This is a genomic window from Sporosarcina sp. P17b (genome assembly GCF_002743115.1).
In the GTDB taxonomy this organism is placed as follows: domain Bacteria; phylum Bacillota; class Bacilli; order Bacillales_A; family Planococcaceae; genus Sporosarcina; species Sporosarcina ureae_C.
Genome location: NZ_PDYP01000004.1, coordinates 257,184 through 275,913, shown reverse-complemented (window position 1 = coordinate 275,913; position 18,730 = coordinate 257,184). Strand labels below are relative to the sequence as shown.

Annotated in this window: 14 protein-coding genes and 2 riboswitches; of the genes, 8 read left to right on the top strand and 6 right to left on the bottom strand. The window is 41.9% G+C overall.

The features are described 5' to 3' along the window. Positions 1–20 precede the first annotated feature (20 nt). Positions 21–590 (bottom strand): TetR/AcrR family transcriptional regulator, encoded by a 570-nt coding sequence (locus CSV76_RS07070; protein ID WP_085428252.1) that lies wholly within the window; start codon positions 588–590, stop codon positions 21–23. A 185-nt stretch (positions 591–775) separates the two neighbouring features. Continuing rightward, a riboswitch (TPP riboswitch) is annotated at positions 776–874 on the top strand. Between the two features lie 84 nt (positions 875–958). Between CSV76_RS07070 and CSV76_RS07065 the strand changes: the two genes are divergently transcribed. From CSV76_RS07065 to CSV76_RS07055, 3 genes are read left to right on the top strand one after another with little or no spacing between them, the layout of a single operon-like run. Then, entirely contained in the window at positions 959–1,729 is a 771-nt protein-coding gene (locus tag CSV76_RS07065; RefSeq protein WP_099625127.1) for an ABC transporter ATP-binding protein, read from the top strand. Next, positions 1,726–2,478 carry an ABC transporter permease gene (locus CSV76_RS07060; protein ID WP_099625100.1) on the top strand — a complete coding sequence of 251 codons (753 nt, stop codon included), beginning with the start codon at positions 1,726–1,728 and terminating at the stop codon, positions 2,476–2,478. The genes CSV76_RS07065 and CSV76_RS07060 overlap by 4 nt, the downstream gene beginning before the upstream one ends. Next, positions 2,475–3,515: an ABC transporter substrate-binding protein gene (locus CSV76_RS07055; RefSeq protein WP_085428250.1), complete on the top strand. Its 1,041-nt coding sequence runs from the start codon at positions 2,475–2,477 to the stop codon at positions 3,513–3,515. Before CSV76_RS07060 ends, CSV76_RS07055 begins: the two co-directional genes overlap by 4 nt. A gap of 62 nt (positions 3,516–3,577) precedes the next feature. Here the strand turns inward: CSV76_RS07055 and CSV76_RS07050 are convergent, their stop codons facing one another. Beyond that, positions 3,578–5,071, bottom strand: coding sequence for a S8 family peptidase (locus tag CSV76_RS07050; RefSeq protein ID WP_158232751.1), 1,494 nt, complete (start codon positions 5,069–5,071; stop codon positions 3,578–3,580). 309 nt (positions 5,072–5,380) lie between these two features. Here CSV76_RS07050 and CSV76_RS07045 point away from each other — a divergent pair, with 309 nt between their 5' ends. Then, a complete protein-coding gene (locus tag CSV76_RS07045) occupies positions 5,381–6,460 on the top strand; it encodes a YARHG domain-containing protein (protein WP_099625098.1) in 1,080 nt (359 codons plus the stop codon). A gap of 79 nt (positions 6,461–6,539) precedes the next feature. On the opposite strand, the gene CSV76_RS07040 is transcribed toward CSV76_RS07045, so the two are convergent. The 3 genes from CSV76_RS07040 to CSV76_RS07030 all read right to left on the bottom strand — a co-directional run bounded on the left by CSV76_RS07040 (position 6,540) and on the right by CSV76_RS07030 (position 11,147). After that, entirely contained in the window at positions 6,540–7,757 is a 1,218-nt protein-coding gene (locus CSV76_RS07040; protein WP_099625097.1) for a tetratricopeptide repeat protein, read from the bottom strand. An 84-nt stretch (positions 7,758–7,841) separates the two neighbouring features. Then, positions 7,842–8,432, bottom strand: coding sequence for a nucleotide exchange factor GrpE (gene grpE / locus CSV76_RS07035; protein ID WP_085428246.1), 591 nt, complete (start codon positions 8,430–8,432; stop codon positions 7,842–7,844). 237 nt (positions 8,433–8,669) lie between these two features. Then, a complete protein-coding gene (locus CSV76_RS07030; protein WP_099625096.1) occupies positions 8,670–11,147 on the bottom strand; it encodes a S8 family serine peptidase in 2,478 nt (825 codons plus the stop codon). A 237-nt stretch (positions 11,148–11,384) separates the two neighbouring features. After that, a riboswitch (Lysine riboswitch) is annotated at positions 11,385–11,562 on the top strand. A 117-nt stretch (positions 11,563–11,679) separates the two neighbouring features. On the opposite strand from CSV76_RS07030, the gene dapA reads away from it, so the two are divergent. From dapA to CSV76_RS07010, 4 genes are all read left to right on the top strand, one after another. Beyond that, entirely contained in the window at positions 11,680–12,573 is an 894-nt protein-coding gene (gene dapA, locus CSV76_RS07025) for a 4-hydroxy-tetrahydrodipicolinate synthase (protein ID WP_099625095.1), read from the top strand. A gap of 191 nt (positions 12,574–12,764) precedes the next feature. After that, positions 12,765–14,486, top strand: a complete 1,722-nt coding sequence (locus tag CSV76_RS07020; protein ID WP_158232750.1) for a sigma 54-interacting transcriptional regulator — start codon at positions 12,765–12,767, stop codon at positions 14,484–14,486. A 122-nt stretch (positions 14,487–14,608) separates the two neighbouring features. Further along, positions 14,609–15,784: an iron-containing alcohol dehydrogenase gene (locus CSV76_RS07015; protein WP_099625093.1), complete on the top strand. Its 1,176-nt coding sequence runs from the start codon at positions 14,609–14,611 to the stop codon at positions 15,782–15,784. 33 nt (positions 15,785–15,817) lie between these two features. After that, positions 15,818–17,275 carry a CoA-acylating methylmalonate-semialdehyde dehydrogenase gene (locus CSV76_RS07010; protein WP_085428241.1) on the top strand — a complete coding sequence of 486 codons (1,458 nt, stop codon included), beginning with the start codon at positions 15,818–15,820 and terminating at the stop codon, positions 17,273–17,275. A 149-nt stretch (positions 17,276–17,424) separates the two neighbouring features. Here the strand turns inward: CSV76_RS07010 and CSV76_RS07005 are convergent, their stop codons facing one another. After that, complete coding sequence (locus CSV76_RS07005; RefSeq protein WP_099625092.1) at positions 17,425–18,708, bottom strand: GntP family permease; 1,284 nt, start codon at positions 18,706–18,708, stop codon at positions 17,425–17,427. Positions 18,709–18,730: the final 22 nt, after the last annotated feature.

Genomic DNA, 18,730 nt, shown 5'->3' with positions numbered 1-18,730 from the left:
TGTATTCCGACATTCGCATATCACACCAATAGACTAGAGAAAATCGTATAGTTCAACACATCTGTGATTTGCTCCTCAGTCAGCTGGTCATCATGCGTTTTCGACCAATCCACTACTAACGCCAAATAAGATTTGAATAATAGATACGCGATCAGTTCACTATTACATGGCTTCAATTCACCTTTGGCAACACCGCGTTCAATCTTACTAGCAATAAACTGCAATATTTCCTTCTCTATAGAAGTTAACACATCCCCGACAGCTGGTGTGCGTAACTCTTTTTCCTCTTCAATCAGCTTAATGAATAACTGATGCGTCTCACGAAACTTCAATAACTGCATAATACGCGCATGGGCATTCTCTTGAAACGATGCCCCTTCTATAGCCGTTCTTTCCGACGCCTCTTTCATTTCGTTCACCATATTCCAGACAATCGAATGAAATAATTCTTCTTTATTCGAGAAAAACGTATAAATAGTACCTTTCCCCACATTCGCTATTTTCGCCACTTGGTCCATTGTCGTCGCCTTATAACCAAACATCGTAAACGATTTTCCAGCCGCCAACATGATTTCTTCCCTACGATCCATTTTGACACATCCTTCGAAATTGACCGTAATACCATTTCGGTCTGATAGTCATTATACTACATAGATTTTCAATGAAATGCAAGATGCTTGCTATTAATGGGTGAAAAGAATAGTTTGATCGACATTCAAAATATTTACTGAATTAAAGTTGACTACTTTACTAGAATATGAAACGATAAGACATGGATAAACACTAGGGGTGCTTTTGCTGAGAGAGGCTATTTGCCTTAACCCTTAAACCTGCTCTAGATAATGCTAGCGGAGGGAAGTGGACATATGACCGGTCTTGGCCGAACTATGCAACCGCTTCGCACAAAAGAAGTGGTTTTTTTGTGTGGATTTTTGAAGAAAAGAGATGTGAAAAGAATATGCCTAATAAAATTTTAGAATTTACCGATGTATCCTTTCATTATCAAGCAACCAAAGCTTCAAAACCGACGGCTATTTTTGACCAAGTTGATTGGCATGTAAATGAAGGCGAATTCGTCAGCATCATTGGACCGAGCGGTTACGGGAAGAGTACGTTGTTCCGATTAGTTACTGGCCTTGAGAATCCTGACAGTGGAGAAATTTCATTGAACGGTGAAGTCGCAACGAGGCGTTTAGGAAAAGTCGGTTACATGCCGCAGCAAGATTTACTCATGCCTTGGCGAACCATTCTAGAAAATGTTCGATTGCCAGTGGAACTCCAAAGTGCCAAAACGACTTCCGATGAGATGATCCAGCTCCTTGCAGATTTTGGGCTAGCTGGTGAAGAAAACTCTTACCCTGGCAACTTATCAGGTGGTATGCGTCAACGTGTTTCTTTTTTACGAACGATTCTAACCGGCTCTGATATTTTATTGCTGGACGAGCCTTTTAGTGCGCTCGACGCCATTACCCGCTTGACGATGCAAGAGTGGCTAATTGATCAGTGGAAGAGGCTCGATAAAACCATTGTCTTCATCACCCATGATATCGACGAAGCATTATTTCTATCTGATCGTATCTTTGTACTTGCTGAAAAACCTGTGCGGACAATTCGCGAAGTAGCCGTTCCTCTTGATCGACCACGTACGATGAGAGACTTGGCACGCCCAGAACTGGTTGAATTAAAGCAACAACTCATCATGGAGCTACGTTCGGAGGCACCACTATGAAAAAGATTACTTCTTATAGTAGCTCCATACTTTTCGTCGCGATCTTACTTGGCATATGGGAAACCGGAGCGCGTCTTTATGATAAAAGCTTCTTATTCCCGTCTCCATCTGCGATTCTACTCAAGTTATGGGAACTAAAATCGGAGCTGTTTATCCACCATTTACCTCCGACAGCTGCAACAATAGTAATCGGCCTAATTATTTCGATACTTATCGGATCGGCACTTGCGATCGCGATGTATAGCAAGAAGCCTATCGAGCAAGCGTTTTATCCACTTTTGATTGCGTCACAGACGATTCCCGTCATTGCGCTTGCACCGATTTTCGTGCTGTGGTTCGGCTACAGCATTTGGGGAAAAGTTGCAGTCACTGTACTGATCACCTTTTTCCCCATCACTGTCAGTGTGTTCGACGGCTTGCGTTCATCGGATAAAAACTTACGTGAATTAATGCTCACGATGGGCGCGTCTGCAAAAGATATTTTCTTTAAACTGGATCTACCTTCCGCACTACCTTCCTTTTTCTCTGGACTTAAAGTGGCGGTCACACTCAGCGTGATCGGTGCTGCAATCGGAGAATGGCTTGGCGCACAGGCGGGTCTTGGATATTTCAGCAGAAGAATGATGACTCAATTCGATAGTGCGGCTGTATTTGCACCGATTGTTTTACTATCTGCTGTAGGCATTATTTTCTTTTTACTTGTCGTTTTATTGGAAAAATACTTTTTACAATGGAGGAACCACGAATGAAAAAACGTTTGCTACTTGGGATGACCTTTCTTCTTTTGCTAGTCGCTGGCTGCAATAATGATGCAACCGCAGTAGATACGGAAGAGTCACAGAACGATGATAAGAAAAAAGTTAGTATTATGCTCGACTGGTACCCAAACGCAGTACATAGCTATATTTATGTGGCACAGGAAAAAGGTTATTTCAATGATGAGGATGTCGAAGTTGATATTCAATTCCCTGCCAATCCAACTGATCCAATGAATTTGACTGCTGCAGGAAAAGTGACACTTGGATTGTACTACCAACCCGATGTCATTTTGGCTCAAGCGAATGAAGATATCCCTATCAAAGCGGTCGCATCTGTCGTACGTGAACCACTGAACTACACGGTCATGCTGGAGGACAGTCCCATTCAATCGCCGAAAGATCTAGAAGATCTGACGATTGGTTATCCTGGCATTCCACTCAACGAAGCCTTGATCAAAACAATGATCACAAATGATGGTGGCGATTACGATAAAGTGAAAATGATTGATGTTGGATTCGAACTAGAATCTTCATTAGTTTCTGAACGGGTTGACGCTGTGACGGGAACATTCATTAATCATGAAGTACCTGTTATGAATGCTAAAGGGTTCAAAACACGCTATTTTAATCCCGTAGAATACGGCGTTCCTAACTACAGTGAAATTGTTTTGTTAACGGGTAACGATACGTGGGAGAAGGAACATGACGCAATCTTGGCCTTTTGGAGAGCCGCACAAAAAGGGTATGAATTCATGGTGGAACAGCCTGAAGAAGCACTGGAATTATTGCTTAGCAACCAAGATCAAGCGAACTTCCCACTCGATAAAGCCATTGAGATGGAAAGCTTGAGTATTTTATTGCCGAAGATGGAAACAGGTGGAGAACCCTTTGGCCAGCTTGATGAAAAGTCATGGGAAGAAGTACGTGATTGGCTTCATGAGATGGAATTGATCAAGACGAAACCACAAGTGGAAGATATGATCATAGATATCAGTTCTAAAGAAATATTTTCTAACGTAACAAAGTAATATAAAAAGCTATTGCGTAAGTCTACATGACTTATTGCAATAGCCTTTTTGGTTCTATAGGATTAATCCGGCACGACCGTAAACTTCACAACAACTGATTTCTTCAGTGCCACACCTTTTGTATTCTGCAATCTTTGATCCACGCGTAAGTAATGAACACCTAGTTGCCATTCATTATGAGGTGTGACGAGTAATTGCTGAGGATCTAGTGGATTCAATTTCGCGGTAAATCCTTCTATGCGTTCTGTGCTATTTGGTAGATGTGTAATATAAATATGCTCGCTGTAGTCTTTGCCAAGTACTAGTTTATTAGTAAACTTGATTTTGAATACTTTGTTCTTTTTCACAACTAAGTCAGGGAAATCACCAACAAAATCCTTTGGTTGATTTGGATTGGCAGCAGTTGGCAACGCATAGCTAAGTCGTTCTAAATTTAGTAGTCCTGCACCGAAATGATCGTCTTTACCGAGTTGCCCTAAGTCTGTGGCAGTCATTTCAAGTAACTCTCTAATTTCAGTTGACTTGGCTTCCGGTTGCAAGGACTTCACCAAAGCTGCTGCACTTGCCACCATAGGTCCCGAGAAAGAAGTTCCACTCACTGATTTATATGTGTTATTAATGTACGTGGTAGAAATCACCGCGCCTGGTGCAACTAAGCTGACTTGAGAATTAAAATTTGAAAACGAAGCGCGTTGATTTTTGCTATCGGTTGCTCCCACTGAAATTACGGAAGGATAGGACGCAGGAAACATGACGGAATTCCCCTTTTCAGCATCGTTTCCTGCAGATGCCACGACGGTGATCCCCGACTCGATCGCTCGTTGTATCTCTTTTTCTTCTAGTTGGGACGGCTGGCTACTACCATAACTCATGTTGATCACATCGACTTGTTTCATAATCGCATAATCAATCGCTTTAATACTATCTGATACTTTGCTAGTTCCATTCAAGTGCGAAATTTTCAATGGCAAGACTTTCGTGTCGTATGTTCCCGCTAGACCTGCCACACCTATGTGATTCCCTGCCCTCGCAGCAATGACGCCCGCTACGGCCGTTCCGTGTCCATTGACGTCCTGAACATTTGCGTTGTTAGCGTAAAAGTTATAGCCACCTGGCTGAATTCTTCCTTGTAGATCTTCATGCTGGATATCAATACCTGAATCGATAACTGCCACAACCGCATTCTTCTTTTGTTCTGTCACTCTTGACCAAATTAACTGCGGCTTCAGTTGCGGAATCCACCACTGCTTCACGAAAATAGGATCATTGAGGACGATATGCGAATAGCGCTCGTAATTTGGTTCAACATGTAACACGTTTGGATCACCAAGTAGTTGTTCTTTCATTAACAGCATTTCTGCCGAATCTGCAAAACTCCATAATTCCACTTCATCTGATATAGTCTCACGGCTTTCAACGCCTGGTAGCCCTTCATCAATAGAAAACGATTGGCGATTTCCTTCATACTCAACCAATAGTTCATTGGGTACTACATCCGCATTGACCACTCCTTGAAATCCTAGTACCATCATCCATACGATGCAAAAAACCAACACGATATGCCGCTTCTCTCTCATATGCATCCTCTTCTCTTCCCTAGCCCCTACCTTGGAAACACAGGATTCTTTTATACTATTATAGCTTGTACGTTTCTAATTATATACAGCAAACACTGAATATAGTACTACGTAAAAAACATAATTTTAAATTTCAATTTCACAAACATACCATTTACTCATTATCCTTATATAACAACTTTCCTTACATCTAGAATAATCCGGCCAATCATAGTATAATTTTGACTACATTGGTATCTACTCTAGTTTCCAAAAGAGAGAGCCATAGCATGAAGTAGGAGAATTCAAATGAAAAAATGTCCAATTTGTAATGAAATGAATGATAAGCAGCAAGAATTTTGTACAAACTGTAAAGCATCTCTTGCGTCACGTCGTTTGAATAAAAAACGTTCTATATGGAAAACACCACACTACCCAATTGTATTAATTGTTGTCGTGCTTGTAGCGATCATTGGCTACTACACTATTGAAAGTAAATATGGGCGAAATGCTACAACAGAGAAATTCATTACCGCTTTGATCGAGCAGGATCGCGACACATTGCAAGAATTGATTGTACCGAAAGACAGTCGGATTGCAATTAACGCAGATAGTTTGCAAGCGCTGCTAACGTTGGTTGAGAAAAACCCTTCGATCGTACAAGTAGTGGAAAACCACTTACATGAAAAATCCGAAGACGGCATGTTTTCCATTCGTGCAGCTGGTAAACGATTGGGGCTTTTCCCGCGATACACAATCAATCCAGTAGGCTATATCGTCAAAGTACAATCCATCGGGGACGAAACGGTACTGTCCATCCATGATGCGGAAATGGGCTATATTAAGAAGCGGAAAGAACAGGCTGAATTTGGCCCTTTCATGGCGGGAATCTATCCTATTAAAATGACAACGACTCTGGATGACGATACGGTACGTGAAGAAATCCAGGCGAACGTCTTTGGGGCGAAACAAACTGTTCATCTAGATTTTGATTCCATTAAAGAATTGGCTACCGCGGCCAACACAGATGTAGAAAAGGATAACGATCTGCCCGTTGTTCAAAACGACATTGTAAAAGAAGAACCTGTCGAGACGGTCATTGTCAAAGAGATTATTAAAGAAGTTCCAGCTGACGTTCCAAAGGATCATTTCATCATTTCATACAGCGGAGACGTGTACCTCGATAAATCCGATTTAAAAGGATTATCCAAAGACGATTTACGTTTGGCGCGCAATGAAATATACGCGCGACACGGCTATGTCTTTGAATCAAAGGAATTGCAAGACTACTTTGGTTCGCAATCTTGGTATACGCCCGATCCATCATTTAACGGAAAGATGGCGAAGTGGGAGAAACACAATGTGGAACTGATTAAGTCGCATGAATAAAAACAGGAGCAATCGAAAAAGTCTAATGACTTCCTTGATTGCTCCTGTTTTCTGTAGTTAAGCGCGGACACAAGCCGAGTTAGCTCGCTTGCTCCACGTCTTCACTACTCTCGCCTTCTTCTATTAACTTCTTCATAGCTTTCGCTTCATACGTAACCCAATCGACATTCGGTTTGCTAATTAATTCGTCCAGAATCGCTGTTGACTCGGCATTCTTATTTAGCTTCCATAATGCACGACTTTCTTGCAAGCGCATCCCTTCTCGATAAGGGGACTCTTTATAATGCTCACTTTCTTCTTTATAGAAAGCTTTCGCAGTATTGACGACTTCTTCATACTTCTGCTCGCGTAAATAACTTGATGCTAAGAAATACGACGCATCGTCTGTAAAGTAATCACTTTCTTCAGTGCGCACAGCATACTCTAAATAGGCCACTGCCGCAGGGAAGTCTTCATTCAGATATTGCTTATAACCTTCGTTATAATACATTCTCGCCTCTTCATTCGATACGAATTCAGGCTCAACTTCCTCTTCAGGTTCTGTATCTGGCACTTCTACTGGCTCTTCTTTCACCGCTTCAGTCTCTGTTATGGCTGGTTTTTCAACCGGCACAGTAGTCGGCAACCCACTAGCTGTATCGGGCTGCGCCAGTAAGTTGGCAATTAACCATATTACGAAGACTAATAAAACCGTTGCAATGCCCGCGAATAAAGCCGCCGCACCCTTTTTCAGCTTGCGTTTCGGCTTCGGTTTTGGCACTGGACGAGCGATATCCGGACGTGGAGGTTCTGCCGCCACGACACGTTTGATAGTCGGATCGTCAAGAACATGCAAAGGCAATCCAACCGTATAGCGTGATAACGTGCCCGCTTCATAACGTGCCACCAGAATGGTTTTCATACGATATAATTCAATCGGAATTGGCATTTTCCCTGCCATTTCCATGGCGTTATCTACTATATGTAGGACATTTTCGGTATAGCCCAATTCAATTTCAGATACAGCGTAGTTATACTCAGCGATCACCTTTGTATAGGTGTCCCAATTACTAAGAATCACTTCTTCCAGCTTGGCGACATGAGGCTCCTCGCTATCGAGTTCCTTCAAGTACGCTAATGCCACATGCAGATTGCCGACTTTACTCTCAAGCAAAGCTTTATGCCACAGTATCTGCTTTCGGTTCACACTAAGTTTTTCAAGTTCTCGGATCGTATCAAGCGCCATCGTGTAACGCTTCTGGCGTATCTCTTGTTGCATTTGCTGAATCAACATAGGAATGTTAGTGAATGAACTCATCGAATCACCTCCACCTACTTAATGGGCGGACGCAGTGACTGAGCCATTGATCCATTGTAATGCTTGTCATACACGTTCCCCCTTTTACGTAACTGTTTTCACGAATGCATCTTGAATAACTTGTCCTTCTATTGAAAAGGCTCTGCGGAATACAGCCGCTACTTTAAATCGCTCAATTCCTGGCGCTTCTTCAGCAGGTATAGTGCCGACCGCTTCCATAAAGCTTTCATCGAAATATTCATCATACACCGGTAACTCTTGTATACCCATGTCCTCAAGCAAATGATGCGCTTGATCGATTACGGTATCCAATTGCGCGATCAAATCGATCGACTCCGGGTCCACCGTCTGACGTACGTCTTCGAATAATGTAAAGATCTCTACTGCCCGTTTCGCCATATGTACACGGTCTTCAAACGCTTCATCCTGCAAACGAGTAATCGCTTCATCAACCGGCAAGACGGCTTGATTGCTCTCAAGCAATTCTTCTAGCGACCGGAAACTCGTTGATGTGAATTGCTGAAACTGTTTCAAATCTTCTTGCGTAACCGGCTTCTCAATAGGATCTACTTCAAAATCTTCAATAGTTATTTTCTCTAGCTGCAATAATTCCTTATCCAATATACGCTGCAACTCTTCCGGCCTGTTATCCGCGGACTCATGTATAGTACTCATCGAATTCCCCTTTTCGAAAAAACATATGTAATTCTCAATCAAGCAAGAAAAGCCCAGTCTACTCTCAGGCTATTATACTGATAAGATAGCACTTTTTGGGGTCTAACACAATACTGGGCCATGAATTGTCGGAGGAATGGGACGTCTTGCATACATGGGGTGACAGGTTTTTACAGGGTTTGGCATGGAAAGACAGAAGAGCCCTCCAGTAGGAGGACTCTTCTGATGAACACTAATTTACTTATAATAGGAATAAAACATAATCCTACTTTCCTTACGTAATGAAAGATAATTAGTATTTTGAACGTTTTTTGTCACTGTTAGATAATGATAACCTTCCTGCCAGAACTGATTTGGCTCAATCAGTAGTTGATTATAGTTCAGAGGATTTACTTTGGCAGTAAAACTTTTCACACGCCCTACACCATTCGATTTTCTGGAAATCACAATATCTTGGCTATAATCTTTAAACGGAGATAACGGCTGAGTAAAGGTGACTCGGAAAACTTTATCCATGGGGACGTCTTGATTTGTAAAGTCGCTTGTAAATTCATACCCTTTGCCGTTTCGGACAACATGTACAGTCGCAATTTCCGCCACTCCACCTAATCGTGCTCTAGCTGTGACAAATACGGTACCCACACTTTTCGCTGTAACTACACCATTCTGATCGACTTCTGCTATGGAAGGGTCTGATGACGACCATATAATTCTTTGATCCGTTGCGTTATATGGAAAAACCTTTGCGGAAATTGTAAACTTTGCTTCTATCGTTGTATCTACCACATATACGGGCAGGATTTTCCTAGCGTTTCCAATATAAAACGTGATGGTCGCACTTCCCGGATAATTCGCTACCACCATCCCATCGTAGTCCACGTAAGCTACTTCCGGATTAGATGATTTCCACTCCACGAGGTTATCCTCTTTGTTCAAAAAGTATTCTCTATCTCCTCTTTTCATAGACACTTCGTCCAATATAATATCAGGAATTTCTACATCACTATATTCCGGGATAAAGATACTCGATATTTCATATTCCTGTTCCACAAATCTTTCGTTATATGATGATTCTTGATGAACCTTCATATAATAGTAACCTTCTTGCAACTCTACTTTCATAGCTAATCCTTTTCTACCGTTAGCCAACTCTTGATAATCAGCTTTTGCAACCCAGTTCTTTTTTTCATCATATAAATCTACATTTAAAAATTGATTATCAGAACCATCTTGCGAATAACCTTTTGTCCAATATATTTCAACATCAAGCATCCCTGGCTCATCCCTTACTAATTCATAAAAATCTATGTCCTTAGAAGTTTTGTTTATTCTTCCCCTCATAGTTTCATAGTAATAATTTAAAAAGGAAGTAGCTTGGGAAATTGTATCGTTTGGCTCTATTTCATACGAAGCAAACTCAGCTAACTGGTTTTTATTCGCGGAAAGTGCCTTTACTTCACTCGTTGCATAGCCCAATGACAAATCCAGTGTCACAGCTTCTGTGTTCAATTCTACTCGTTCAACTGGAACTATTTTAGGCGGCAGTCTATCATGCAGCGCTCGTAGATTCAGTAAACCTGAACCAAAGTAAGCAGGTGTAGTAAAACCACCTAACGGCATCGCAGTATCTTTCAGCAAGTTTTTCATTTGTTGCGGTGTGGTATTTGGTTGCAACGATTTATACATAGCCACCGCTCCCGCCACAATCGGTGAGGAAAACGATGTGCCCTCGCCCATAGTAAATCCATGGTTGGGGCTTGTAGTGTAAATTGATGTACCTGGAGCCACCAAAGTTAGACTGTTATTGTAATTAGAAGATTTCACGTGCTGATTCAACTGATCCACGGAACCAACGGAAATCACATTGTCGTAGGAAGCGGGATAAAACAGTGGATTCCCTTCCTCTGCTTTATTTCCGGAAGCAGCCACAACCGTTATTCCAGCCTCGATCGCTTGCTGTATCGCGTTGTTTTCTATATCTGACTTCAAATCTCCACCCAAGCTCAAGTTAATGACATCTACTCCACGTGAAACAGCATAATTAATGGCCGCCACTATATAGGAAGTCTTTGTTTTATTTCCTTCGCCAAATACTTTTAAAGGTAAAATCTTCACGTCATATGGACCTACAATTCCTGTGACCCCTATGCCATTTCCATATTCAGCAGCAATTACCCCTGCCACTTTCGTACCGTGTCCAGTTACATCAAAAACATCCGTACTACTATCATAGAAGTTATACCCACCGGTTCGAACTCTTTTTTCCAAATCAATATGTCTAGTATCCATACCTGAATCAATCACTGCGACACTAATCGATTTCCTTTGTTCTGCTACACGCGACCAGATCATTTCCGGACGAACATGTGATATCCACCATTGAGCATTTAATCCAGGATCGACGATGTCTGCTGCGATTTCACGTTCTGCATTCAGCTCGACGTATGCGATAGTAGGATCCTCTTGCAACTGGAGTTGAAGTGCTTCAACGTCCGCATCTTTTGTCAAACTCCATAACTCTACTTCATCAGAAATCCTCTTGCGCGTTTCCACTTGCATCTCCACTTCTTCACTAAATGTCATTCGGACATCTTCTGCGTATTCCACCAACAACTCTGTAACCGGTGACTGCGCATTACTATGTATAGGTTCACTATTAATTAATCCAAGAAACACCAGTACCAACAGTAGACAACGTAAACTACTTTTCTTCACAACATCCCTCTTTCCTAATAAAGTTCATATTTTCAATCCATCAATCGTTGCATGGAATAGATGACTTTAGTCCATTCTACCTCCTAGAAACGAATAGGACTACAGGTAATTCCATATTAATGAAATTAGTCAAAATTCGTATGTTCCTTATCTCCATAGAAAAGTAATGGTTGCATTCTTCATACATACCAAGTACAGTAAGGGTAATTAAACTTTCACTTATTTCGATAATTCGGAAATAAGGATAGAGGCGCAAAAACCATTAGTACACAATCAGAGAATCATGAGGTTCTGTGAAGATTGTTGAAAGGGGAATTTGCCGAAGCTGCGAGACACTCATGATCTCCAAGCTGATTCTGGACTGAACAAGTGCAGGATTGTCATATGGGAAACTGTATGGTGGGCTATCTCGTGCAAAGAAATAATTCATTATTTCAACGCAACAGCGAGCCCTCGTTGTTGCTTTTTGCGTTCACTTACGTATCGCCCCCACCTCTATGTTTTTTAATAAAATGATAGGATGTGGAGAATAATGAATTTTGGATCAGTTATGACAGCGATGGTAACTCCGTTTGATGAAAGAGGAGACATCGATTACCCAGCAACGAAAAATCTAATCAATCACTTACTAGCCAATGGAACAGACGCATTAGTCATCGCAGGCACGACAGGAGAATCGCCTACGCTTACAGCAGAAGAGAAAGTGGAACTATTCAAGTTTACTGTCCAAACCGTAGCAGGCAGAGCACCTGTCATTGCTGGAACTGGAACGAATAGCACGAGAGAATCTATCGATTTGACGATCCAAGCGGAAGAAACCGGTGTCGATGGAATTATGCTGGTCGTCCCTTACTACAACAAGCCTTGTCAGGAAGGACTCTACCAGCACTTCAAGACGATTGCGCAAACTACGACATTACCTGTCATGCTATATAATATCCCGGGTCGTAGTGCAGTCAATATGTTGCCAGAAACCGTTATTCGGTTGGCTAACGATGTGTCGAATATTACGTCCATTAAAGAAGCAAGCGGCGATCTAGAAGCCGTTGCAGCCATAATTGAACATACGGGCGATGACTTCTTTGTCTATACAGGAGACGATGCTTCTACACTTCCTGTATTAGCCATCGGCGGAACAGGCATTGTGTCGGTTTCTGCGCATATTATAGGAAACGAAATGCAAGAGATGGTACAGAACTTTAAAACCGGTAACACAAAGCAAGCAGCGGAAATCTACCGTGGTTTATTGCCAATCATGAAAGCGATGTTTGCTGCACCTAACCCTTCTCCAACAAAGGCCGCGTTGAATTTACTAGGCGTACCTGTCGGCGGAGTTCGTTTACCGATGATCGATTTGCCTGAAAACGAAGTGGCGGCTTTGAAGGAATTGTTAGCCCTTGAAGACAATGCTACGATTGGATTGTAAAAGTAACGAATAGAAAATATGCTGCCTCAAAAACTCTACTTGTAGATTTTCTGAGGCAGCTTTTTGCATCTACAAGTAAAAGCCTGTTTAAGATACGTATCTCCCTTCAAAACGAACTCAGTACAAACTATGTAATAGATGCGTTATACTGTGTAATAATCGATGAAAATAGATACATCATGGAGGCTTTTATGTTTAACGATTCTTTTATTAATACACTCATACAGTTGGAAAATGATAAAAAGTGGATGTCTGTAGCGAATTGGATGAATAAAAATCCCCCAGTTATCCAACTAGATCAGACGTTGCTAGAAGCAGCTAAAGTACTGAAGGAATTGAAAATCGAGTTTCTCCCTATCGTTGATCCACAATATAAGCCGGTCGGTATCATTACTGCTGAACACATACTCGAAGCTTTCGTCAATGGCCGTAATAAGCACACAACACTAGAGCATATAGTACTTATGCAAGTAGCTACAATAGACGAACATACATTATTGAATGAACTCCCTTTCGATCCAGACAATACAAATGTCTATGTTGTAAAAAACAAACAAGGTATCCTCATGGGTCTGTTAACTCAAAAAGAAATCGTCAAAGGGCTATCGGCATTGATTGAAAGTTATATAAAAAATGAAAAGGTCTCTGATATTTTGACGGTCATTCTGGAAAAAGCGTATGAAGGAATTGCTGTGGTCGATGAATTGGGTATGATCATCGAATTCAATGAGGCCTATAGTAAATTCACCGGTATCCCTAGATCGGAAGCAATTGGACGGCATGTCACAGAAGTAATCGAAAATACAAATCTACATGAAACCGTACAGAAAGGTATGCCAGAAAGAGGCGTTCTTCAAAATATTCAAGGGCAAGATATGGTCGTTCACCGTATTCCTATTTGGAAAAACGGTAAAGTAGTCGCAGCAATCGGTATGTTGATTTTCGAAGGTGTTTCAGACATTTATCGCATTTATGAGCGGTTACAACTACAGAAAATTATGGCTGATACTGAACTTCCTCCCCTATCTCCTGAAGGCTTTTCCAGTCTCAATCAAATTATAGGGACAAGCGAAGCGATATCCGACTTAAAGAGAAAAGCGCGGACTGCTGCTCGAACACAAGCTGTCGTTTTATTGTCCGGTGAAAAAGGAACGGGTAAAAACGCATTTGCAGAAAGTATCCATCAGTTAAGTCCGATCGCATCCAAACCATTTACAACTATATATTGCAAAGTCCAAGCAGCGCGAAATGTGGAAGAACAACTTTTCAGCCCACATGGAATCCTCCATTCCGGACAACCAAGCACGCTTTATTTACAAGATATAGATGCTTTATCTATGAATATACAGATGAAATTAGTGGAGTTTCTAAAACAAGCTCCAGAAGATTTCCCTGTTCAACTAATCATTTCGTCTACACAAGACTTACACGAATTAGCCGAAAGAGATGCTTTTAGTTCCGAGTTATATGCCAAATTAAATCCACTGCAGCTCTCTATCCCTGCGCTTCGTAACAGGAACGAAGACATCCCTTATCTACTGTCACATTATATGCAGGAAATATGTTTCGCACATAAAATTCCTGAGAAGTCATTCTCTACTACCGCTGTAACGTATTTAATGAATTATCAATGGGAAGGTAATATTGAGGAATTGATAGATGTGCTAGAAGACCTAGTAAGCATTGTTGACTCCGATAGTATTGATGAGACAGATTTGCCGCAACATATTCTGGATGGACAAAATTTAAGTACGTTAGAAGACTTCAGAGAAAAACAAGAGGCGGAAGAAAAAAAGATTATATTAAATTTATTGGATCAAACAGAAGGTAATAAATCTAAGACAGCCGAGCTGCTTGGCATACACAGAACTACATTGTATAAAAAATTAAGAAAATTTAATATCTTGACCTGAGTGTAGCGTGGATGCTACACTCAGGTTACAAAATAAAAGTGTAGCCTCAACGCTACACTTTTTCTTGTTCTATTGTAAATACACACTCTAGTACAGGAAATACAATTTAAGGAGCTGACCTAATGGAAACTTGCAAAACGTTTCAAATGCCCCCTACTATTCTGTATCAACAACATTCTTTCGAACAGATTGGGGAAAAAGCCACACGCCTCGGTAAAAAAGCGCTGATCATTAGCGACCAAATCATGCAAAAACTCGGTTACGTAGAAGAATGCCAACAGAAATTATCTTCTCATTCTGTTGAAAGCGCTATCTTTCTCGGTGTAGCTTCCGAACCGAATGATCAATATGTAGATGAAGCACTTCAATTGTATATAGATGAAAAATGCGACCTCATTATTTCATTGGGTGGCGGTAGTTGTATCGATACGGCGAAAGCGGTTGCAGTAGTCGCGACGAACGGTGGGAACATCGAAGACTACGTAGGCATGAAGAAAGTTGCGCAAATCGCGCCTGTCCCTCATATCGCCATTCCAACTACAGCAGGTACGGGTTCAGAAGCAACGGACGTAACGGTCATTACGAATTCAACAACTAAAGTAAAAATGATGATCAAACAGCCTGCATTCATGCCGAATGTAGCGATTGTTGATCCATTGCTCACTCTGTCTTCCCCACAAAAAGTAACGGCTGCAACAGGTGTCGACGCACTGAGTCATGCGATTGAAGCCTACATATCCAAAAAAGCACATCCTATGACAGATATAATGGCTTTATCCGCCATTCAATTAATCTCAAAGAACTTATATAGAGCATTCACGGACGGTCAAGACATCGAAGCAAGAGAAGGCATGTCACTCGCTGCCCTTCAAGCAGGAAGCGCATTTTCAAACGCGTCTGTTTGTCTAGTCCACGGCATGTCTCGACCAATCGGTGCACTCTTTAATGTACCGCACGGCTTCTCTAACGCGATGCTCTTACCTGCCGTTCTAGAGTATAGTAAAGATTCATGTATCGATAGACTGGCAGATATCGGTCGTATCTTCTCTTCCGACGCGGCACAGTTGTCAGATGAAGAAGCGGCAGAAGTAGCTGTACAATCTGTTAGGGACTTATGTAAAGCACTAGACATTCCAAATCTTGAAACATGGGGTATCCCACGTGAAGAATTTGTAAGCGCTCTCGAAAAAATGTCTAAAGACGCGATCGATAGTGGAAGTCCCGGTAACAACCCAAAAGTTCCTTCAGAAGACAAAATCGCAGACTTGTATCAAGTGTGCTATGAATACCAATTTTAATTTGACACGCAATTACACTAGGAGGTCATATACATGACAACAGCTATTAAAACAGTACAAAACTATATAAACGGTGAATGGGTATCCGCTACGACGGACCAGACAGAACCTGTATACAATCCTGCTACAGCAGAAGTAGTGGCACATGTTCCTATTTCAACAAAAGAAGATTTAGACACTGCGATACAAGCAGCGAGTGAAGCATTCGTAACGTGGAAGGAAGTACCGGTTCCACGTCGCGCACGTATCCTATTCAAGTATCAGCAACTATTAGTCGAGCACTGGGATGAACTTGCTCGAATTATCACAGTTGAAAACGGCAAAAACTTTACCGAAGCGCATGGTGAAGTATTGCGTGGAATCGAATGTGTGGAATTCGCAGCTGGAGCACCTACTTTAATGATGGGAGATAACTTGCCATCTGTCGCAACGGGACTAGAATCTGGAACGTATCGCTACCCAATCGGAGTGATCGGCGGCATCACACCGTTCAACTTCCCTATGATGGTACCATGCTGGATGTTCCCGATGGCAATCGCAACAGGAAACACGTTCGTACTTAAACCATCCGAGCGTACACCGATGCTAGCAAACCGCCTGGCTGAACTACTTGAAGAAGCCGGCTTGCCAAAAGGTGTATTCAATATCGTGCACGGTGCGCATGACGTAGTAAACGGCATCCTTGATCACGAAAAGATCGCAGCGATTTCATTCGTAGGATCACAGCCTGTTGCAGAGTATGTCTATAAACGCGGTACAGATAATCTAAAACGTGTTCAAGCACTGGCAGGAGCGAAAAACCACTCGATCGTATTGAAAGACGCAAACTTAGACAACGCGGCTACACAGATCATCAACGCAGCATTCGGATCCGCTGGAGAACGTTGCATGGCTTGTTCAGTCGTTGCAGTAGAAGACGATATCGCAGACGAGTTTGTTGAGCTATTACTTAATCGAGCAAATGAACTGACAATCGGTAACGGTTTGGACGAGGGAATCTTCCTAGGGCCTGTCATTCGTGATGCGCATAAAGAACGTACAGAACAATACATTGCGACTGGAGAAAAAGAAGGCGCTACAATGATTCGCGACGGACGTACAGACGATGCTGCGAAAGAAAAAGGATACTTTGTCGGACCTACAATCTTTGACAACGTAACGAGCGAAATGAAAATTTGGCAAGACGAAATTTTCGCCCCTGTCCTTTCTATTAGCCGTGTTAAAGACTTAGATGAAGCAATCCAACTATCCAATAAATCCAATTTCGGTAACGGAGCTTGTATTTTCACAAGAGACGGTGGAAATGTGCGCAACTTCCGTGAAAACATCGATGCAGGCATGCTCGGATTAAATATCGGCGTTCCAGCACCGATGGCATTCTTCCCATTCTCTGGTTGGAAAGATTCATTCTACGGGGATCTTCATGCGAATGGTAAAGACGGATTGAACTTCTATACGCGTCAGAAAGTACTTACAGGTCGTTGGGAATAATCAACAAACTTCCTGATTCGTCTACAATGAAATAAAACTCCAAAAAGACTTCTAACCCAATTTGGATTAGAAGTCTTTTTGCTTTGTATAGTATTAATTAGGTAGCGATCATGCAGAAAACTATTCTGTCCGTACTTCAGGAACTACTATTAATTAATCCCCATAATCCCAAGCGCAATCGCAGGAATCAACGATAACATAGGGAATACAATTGCGATGACGCCCATCTCTTTGTAAGACTCCTTATGCGTCATCCCCGTTACAATTAAAATCGTTATAATCGCCCCATTATGTGGCAGGGAATCTAACCCGCCCGAAGCAATGGATGCTATCCGGTGAAAGGCTTCTGGTGATGGGCCAGTAGTTGTCGCAATTTCATAATAATGCGAGCCTAGCGCTTCCAACGTAATACCGAGTCCACCTGAAGCAGAACCTGTAGCTCCTGCTAGAACGTTTACTGCTATCGCTTCAGAAATTAAAGGATTGGCATTAATGCCTAAAATAGCATCGCTCAACTTTTCAAATCCTGGAACAGATCGCACAATAGTTCCAAAACCAACAGCGGCACTTGTATTGATCATCGCCATAACGGAATCACTCGCCCCGCTATTGATCGCTTTCGTAAAGCCTTTAAACTCCTTGAATGAAATAATTAATATGAGAACAATACCTGTACCTAACGCGAGAACGATATCCCACTTTAAAAAGTTCAACGTCACGATTACAGCCAATAAAGGAAGTAGAGAAAGAATGACATGTGGATAACTAGTTCTTTCTTCCATATTCGCATCTTCTTTACGCTCTTCGAATCCTTCACCCGCTTCTCTCAATACGCGTACACGTCTATTCAAGTACAGTATGGAGCAAACGATCATGACAGCTGATGAAACGAGACCGATAATCGGTGCAGCTGCAGCAGTCGTATTAAAATACTGCGTCGGAATCAAATTCTGGATTTGTGGAGTACCCGGCAATGCCGTCATAGCAAACGTCATCATCCCTGCTACGATCGTTCCTGGAAGGAGTCGTCTACTAATATCGGCTTCCCTGAACATGTTCACTGCCAAAGGATACACAGCAAATACTACAACAAATACACTAACACCACCATAAGCCAAGACACTTGCTGCGACAATTACGCCGATAATTGCACGCTCTTTACCAAATACGCGTGAAATACCAATAGCTACAGAATGAGCCATGCCGCTAGACTCCATTAGTTTTCCAAATATCGCCCCCAACATAAACACGGGGAACCATTGCTTCGCGAAGTTCACGAAACCGGTCATATATGTATCTGTATACGCATCCAATAAGTTCAATCCACCAAATAACGCGACGATCCCTGCACAAACAGGTGCAATCCAGATGATCGACCAACCTCTATAAGCCAATACCATAAGTAACACTAAGCCTATGAATATCCCTAACATCCTACCCCTCCTCTATTAGGCT